Source organism: Streptomyces sp. NPDC127084 (assembly GCF_042724175.1).
GTDB lineage: Bacteria > Actinomycetota > Actinomycetes > Streptomycetales > Streptomycetaceae > Streptomyces.
In genome coordinates, this window is sequence record NZ_JBHXFA010000268.1 from 1 (window position 1) to 5,362 (window position 5,362).

Here is a 5,362-nt window from a genome sequence, read left to right on the forward strand (position 1 = left end):
ATTGTTCGGCGGTGTCCTACTCTCCCACAGGGTCCCCCCTGCAGTACCATCGGCGCTGAAAGGCTTAGCTTCCGGGTTCGGAATGTAACCGGGCGTTTCCCTAACGCTATGACCACCGAAACACTATGAAGATGTCGAACAACAAGCCAGCAATGGCGTGTTCGTTACTTCAGAACTAACACAGTGGACGCGAGCAACTGAGGACAAGCCCTCGGCCTATTAGTACCGGTCAACTCCACACGTTACCGTGCTTCCATATCCGGCCTATCAACCCAGTCGTCTACTGGGAGCCTTACCCCATCAAGTGGGTGGGAGTCCTCATCTCGAAGCAGGCTTCCCGCTTAGATGCTTTCAGCGGTTATCCCTCCCGAACGTAGCCAACCAGCCATGCCCTTGGCAGGACAACTGGCACACCAGAGGTTCGTCCGTCCCGGTCCTCTCGTACTAGGGACAGCCCTTCTCAAGACTCCTACGCGCACAGCGGATAGGGACCGAACTGTCTCACGACGTTCTAAACCCAGCTCGCGTACCGCTTTAATGGGCGAACAGCCCAACCCTTGGGACCGACTCCAGCCCCAGGATGCGACGAGCCGACATCGAGGTGCCAAACCATCCCGTCGATATGGACTCTTGGGGAAGATCAGCCTGTTATCCCCGGGGTACCTTTTATCCGTTGAGCGACGGCGCTTCCACAAGCCACCGCCGGATCACTAGTCCCGACTTTCGTCCCTGCTCGACCCGTCGGTCTCACAGTCAAGCTCCCTTGTGCACTTACACTCAACACCTGATTGCCAACCAGGCTGAGGGAACCTTTGGGCGCCTCCGTTACCCTTTAGGAGGCAACCGCCCCAGTTAAACTACCCATCAGACACTGTCCCTGATCCGGATCACGGACCCAGGTTAGACATCCAGCACGACCAGAGTGGTATTTCAACGACGACTCCACAACCACTGGCGTGGCCGCTTCAAAGTCTCCCACCTATCCTACACAAGCCGAACCGAACACCAATATCAAACTGTAGTAAAGGTCCCGGGGTCTTTCCGTCCTGCTGCGCGAAACGAGCATCTTTACTCGTAGTGCAATTTCACCGGGCCTATGGTTGAGACAGTCGAGAAGTCGTTACGCCATTCGTGCAGGTCGGAACTTACCCGACAAGGAATTTCGCTACCTTAGGATGGTTATAGTTACCACCGCCGTTTACTGGCGCTTAAGTTCTCAGCTTCGCCCCACCGAAATGGAGCTAACCGGTCCCCTTAACGTTCCAGCACCGGGCAGGCGTCAGTCCGTATACATCGCCTTACGGCTTCGCACGGACCTGTGTTTTTAGTAAACAGTCGCTTCTCGCTGGTCTCTGCGGCCACCCCCAGCTCACCGAGTAAATCGGATCACCAGACGTGGCCCCCCTTCTCCCGAAGTTACGGGGGCATTTTGCCGAGTTCCTTAACCATAGTTCACCCGAACGCCTCGGTATTCTCTACCTGACCACCTGAGTCGGTTTAGGGTACGGGCCGCCATGAAACTCGCTAGAGGCTTTTCTCGACAGCATAGGATCATCCACTTCACCACAATCGGCTCGGCATCAGGTCTCACCCTCATGAGAGACGGATTTGCCTATCTCTCGGGCTACACCCTTACCCCGGGACAACCACCGCCCGGGCTGGACTACCTTCCTGCGTCACCCCATCACTTACCTACTACCACCTTGGATCAGCGGCTCCACCACTCCGAGATTGTCCGAAGACGCACCCGGCGGTTTCACGGCCTTAGCATTAATGGATTCGATATTGGGCGCTTCAAAGCGGGTACCGGAATATCAACCGGTTGTCCATCGACTACGCCTGTCGGCCTCGCCTTAGGTCCCGACTTACCCTGGGCAGATCAGCTTGACCCAGGAACCCTTAGTCAATCGGCGCACACGTTTCCCACGTGTGTATCGCTACTCATGCCTGCATTCTCACTCGTGAACCGTCCACAACTCGCTTCCGCGGCTGCTTCACCCGGCACACGACGCTCCCCTACCCATCACGATCCCCGTTGGGGGTACATATCGCAATGACACGACTTCGGCGGTACGCTTGAGCCCCGCTACATTGTCGGCGCGGAATCACTTGACCAGTGAGCTATTACGCACTCTTTCAAGGGTGGCTGCTTCTAAGCCAACCTCCTGGTTGTCTCTGCGACTCCACATCCTTTCCCACTTAGCGTACGCTTAGGGGCCTTAGTCGATGCTCTGGGCTGTTTCCCTCTCGACCATGGAGCTTATCCCCCACAGTCTCACTGCCGCGCTCTCACTTACCGGCATTCGGAGTTTGGCTAAGGTCAGTAACCCGGTAGGGCCCATCGCCTATCCAGTGCTCTACCTCCGGCAAGAAACACACGACGCTGCACCTAAATGCATTTCGGGGAGAACCAGCTATCACGGAGTTTGATTGGCCTTTCACCCCTAACCACAGGTCATCCCCCAGGTTTTCAACCCTGGTGGGTTCGGTCCTCCACGAAGTCTTACCTCCGCTTCAACCTGCCCATGGCTAGATCACTCCGCTTCGGGTCTTGAGCGCGCTACTAAATCGCCCTATTCGGACTCGCTTTCGCTACGGCTTCCCCACACGGGTTAACCTCGCAACACACCGCAAACTCGCAGGCTCATTCTTCAAAAGGCACGCAGTCACGAGAATGTGTAAACACATTCCGACGCTCCCACGGCTTGTAGGCACACGGTTTCAGGTACTATTTCACTCCGCTCCCGCGGTACTTTTCACCATTCCCTCACGGTACTATCCGCTATCGGTCACCAGGGAATATTTAGGCTTAGCGGGTGGTCCCGCCAGATTCACACGGGATTTCTCGGGCCCCGTGCTACTTGGGAATAACTCAAACGAGCCGCTGATGTTTCAGCTACGGGGGTCTTACCCTCTACGCCGGGCCTTTCGCATGCCCTTCGCCTACATCAACGGTTTCTGACTCGTCTCATCGCCGGCAGACGATGAAAGAGAAATCCCACAACCCCGCATGCGCAACCCCTGCCGGGTCTCACACGCATACGGTTTGGCCTCATCCGGTTTCGCTCGCCACTACTCCCGGAATCACGGTTGTTTTCTCTTCCTGAGGGTACTGAGATGTTTCACTTCCCCTCGTTCCCTCCACACTGCCTATGTGTTCAGCAGCGGGTGACAGTCCATGACGACTGCCGGGTTTCCCCATTCGGACACCCCCGGATCAAAGCTCGGTTGACAGCTCCCCGGGGCCTATCGTGGCCTCCCACGTCCTTCATCGGTTCCTGGTGCCAAGGCATCCACCGTGCGCCCTTAAAAACTTGGCCACAGATGCTCGCGTCCACTGTGCAGTTCTCAAACAACGACCAGCCACCCACCACCCCGCTGACATGCAACGAGTTCACTGGGGCCGGCAACTTGAAGGACGAGCAACGCTCGCACCCTCAGACACCCAACAGCGTGCCCGACCCGACCCGATTGAGACCCTGCGTTCCACGCCGAAGCAGTACTAGCAGTCCCTCCACCCGATCGTGCCGAATAATCAACGTTCCACCCATGAGCTAACCAGCATCGGACGTTCGCCGATGTTCTGGCCTCTGAGTCGGCTGAGCCGACTAGAAGTGCTCCTTAGAAAGGAGGTGATCCAGCCGCACCTTCCGGTACGGCTACCTTGTTACGACTTCGTCCCAATCGCCAGTCCCACCTTCGACAGCTCCCTCCCACAAGGGGTTGGGCCACCGGCTTCGGGTGTTACCGACTTTCGTGACGTGACGGGCGGTGTGTACAAGGCCCGGGAACGTATTCACCGCAGCAATGCTGATCTGCGATTACTAGCAACTCCGACTTCATGGGGTCGAGTTGCAGACCCCAATCCGAACTGAGACCGGCTTTTTGAGATTCGCTCTGCCTCGCGGCTTCGCAGCTCTTTGTACCGGCCATTGTAGCACGTGTGCAGCCCAAGACATAAGGGGCATGATGACTTGACGTCGTCCCCACCTTCCTCCGAGTTGACCCCGGCAGTCTCCTGTGAGTCCCCATCACCCCGAAGGGCATGCTGGCAACACAGAACAAGGGTTGCGCTCGTTGCGGGACTTAACCCAACATCTCACGACACGAGCTGACGACAGCCATGCACCACCTGTATACCGACCACAAGGGGGCGACCATCTCTGGCCGTTTCCGGTATATGTCAAGCCTTGGTAAGGTTCTTCGCGTTGCGTCGAATTAAGCCACATGCTCCGCTGCTTGTGCGGGCCCCCGTCAATTCCTTTGAGTTTTAGCCTTGCGGCCGTACTCCCCAGGCGGGGAACTTAATGCGTTAGCTGCGGCACCGACGACGTGGAATGTCGCCAACACCTAGTTCCCAACGTTTACGGCGTGGACTACCAGGGTATCTAATCCTGTTCGCTCCCCACGCTTTCGCTCCTCAGCGTCAGTAATGGCCCAGAGATCCGCCTTCGCCACCGGTGTTCCTCCTGATATCTGCGCATTTCACCGCTACACCAGGAATTCCGATCTCCCCTACCACACTCTAGCCTGCCCGTATCGAATGCAGACCCGGGGTTAAGCCCCGGGCTTTCACATCCGACGCGACAAGCCGCCTACGAGCTCTTTACGCCCAATAATTCCGGACAACGCTTGCGCCCTACGTATTACCGCGGCTGCTGGCACGTAGTTAGCCGGCGCTTCTTCTGCAGGTACCGTCACTTTCGCTTCTTCCCTGCTGAAAGAGGTTTACAACCCGAAGGCCGTCATCCCTCACGCGGCGTCGCTGCATCAGGCTTTCGCCCATTGTGCAATATTCCCCACTGCTGCCTCCCGTAGGAGTCTGGGCCGTGTCTCAGTCCCAGTGTGGCCGGTCGCCCTCTCAGGCCGGCTACCCGTCGTCGCCTTGGTAGGCCATCACCCCACCAACAAGCTGATAGGCCGCGGGCTCATCCTGCACCGCCGGAGCTTTCAACCCCCTCCCATGCGGAAGAGGGTGGTATCCGGTATTAGACCCCGTTTCCAGGGCTTGTCCCAGAGTGCAGGGCAGATTGCCCACGTGTTACTCACCCGTTCGCCACTAATCCACCCCGAAGGGCTTCATCGTTCGACTTGCATGTGTTAAGCACGCCGCCAGCGTTCGTCCTGAGCCAGGATCAAACTCTCCGTGAATGCTTCCCCGTAATCGGGGCGAACACCACGAGAGCGGTGCGAACAAGAGGAATAGTCCCGTTCGCACACAGCGTCCTCGCTGTGTTTTTTCAAAGGAACCTCGACCATCCGAACGGATGGACGGGGTATCAACTAATCTGGCGTTGATTTTTGGCACGCTGTTGAGTTCTCAAGGAACGGACGCTTCCTTCGTACTCACCCGCAGAACATT

3 rRNA genes are annotated in these 5,362 nt (G+C 57.3%); all 3 read right to left on the minus strand.

What is annotated here, in order from left to right:
- Window positions 1–3: 3 nt before the first annotated feature.
- The 3 genes from rrf to ACFWI9_RS32750 all read right to left on the minus strand — a co-directional run bounded on the left by rrf (window position 4) and on the right by ACFWI9_RS32750 (window position 5,151).
- Window positions 4–120, minus strand: a 5S ribosomal RNA gene (gene rrf, locus ACFWI9_RS32740).
- A gap of 79 nt (window positions 121–199) precedes the next feature.
- Window positions 200–3,320 (minus strand): 23S ribosomal RNA (locus tag ACFWI9_RS32745).
- A 305-nt stretch (window positions 3,321–3,625) separates the two neighbouring features.
- Window positions 3,626–5,151, minus strand: a 16S ribosomal RNA gene (locus ACFWI9_RS32750).
- Together the 16S, 23S and 5S rRNA genes form the textbook arrangement of a ribosomal RNA operon.
- Window positions 5,152–5,362: the final 211 nt, after the last annotated feature.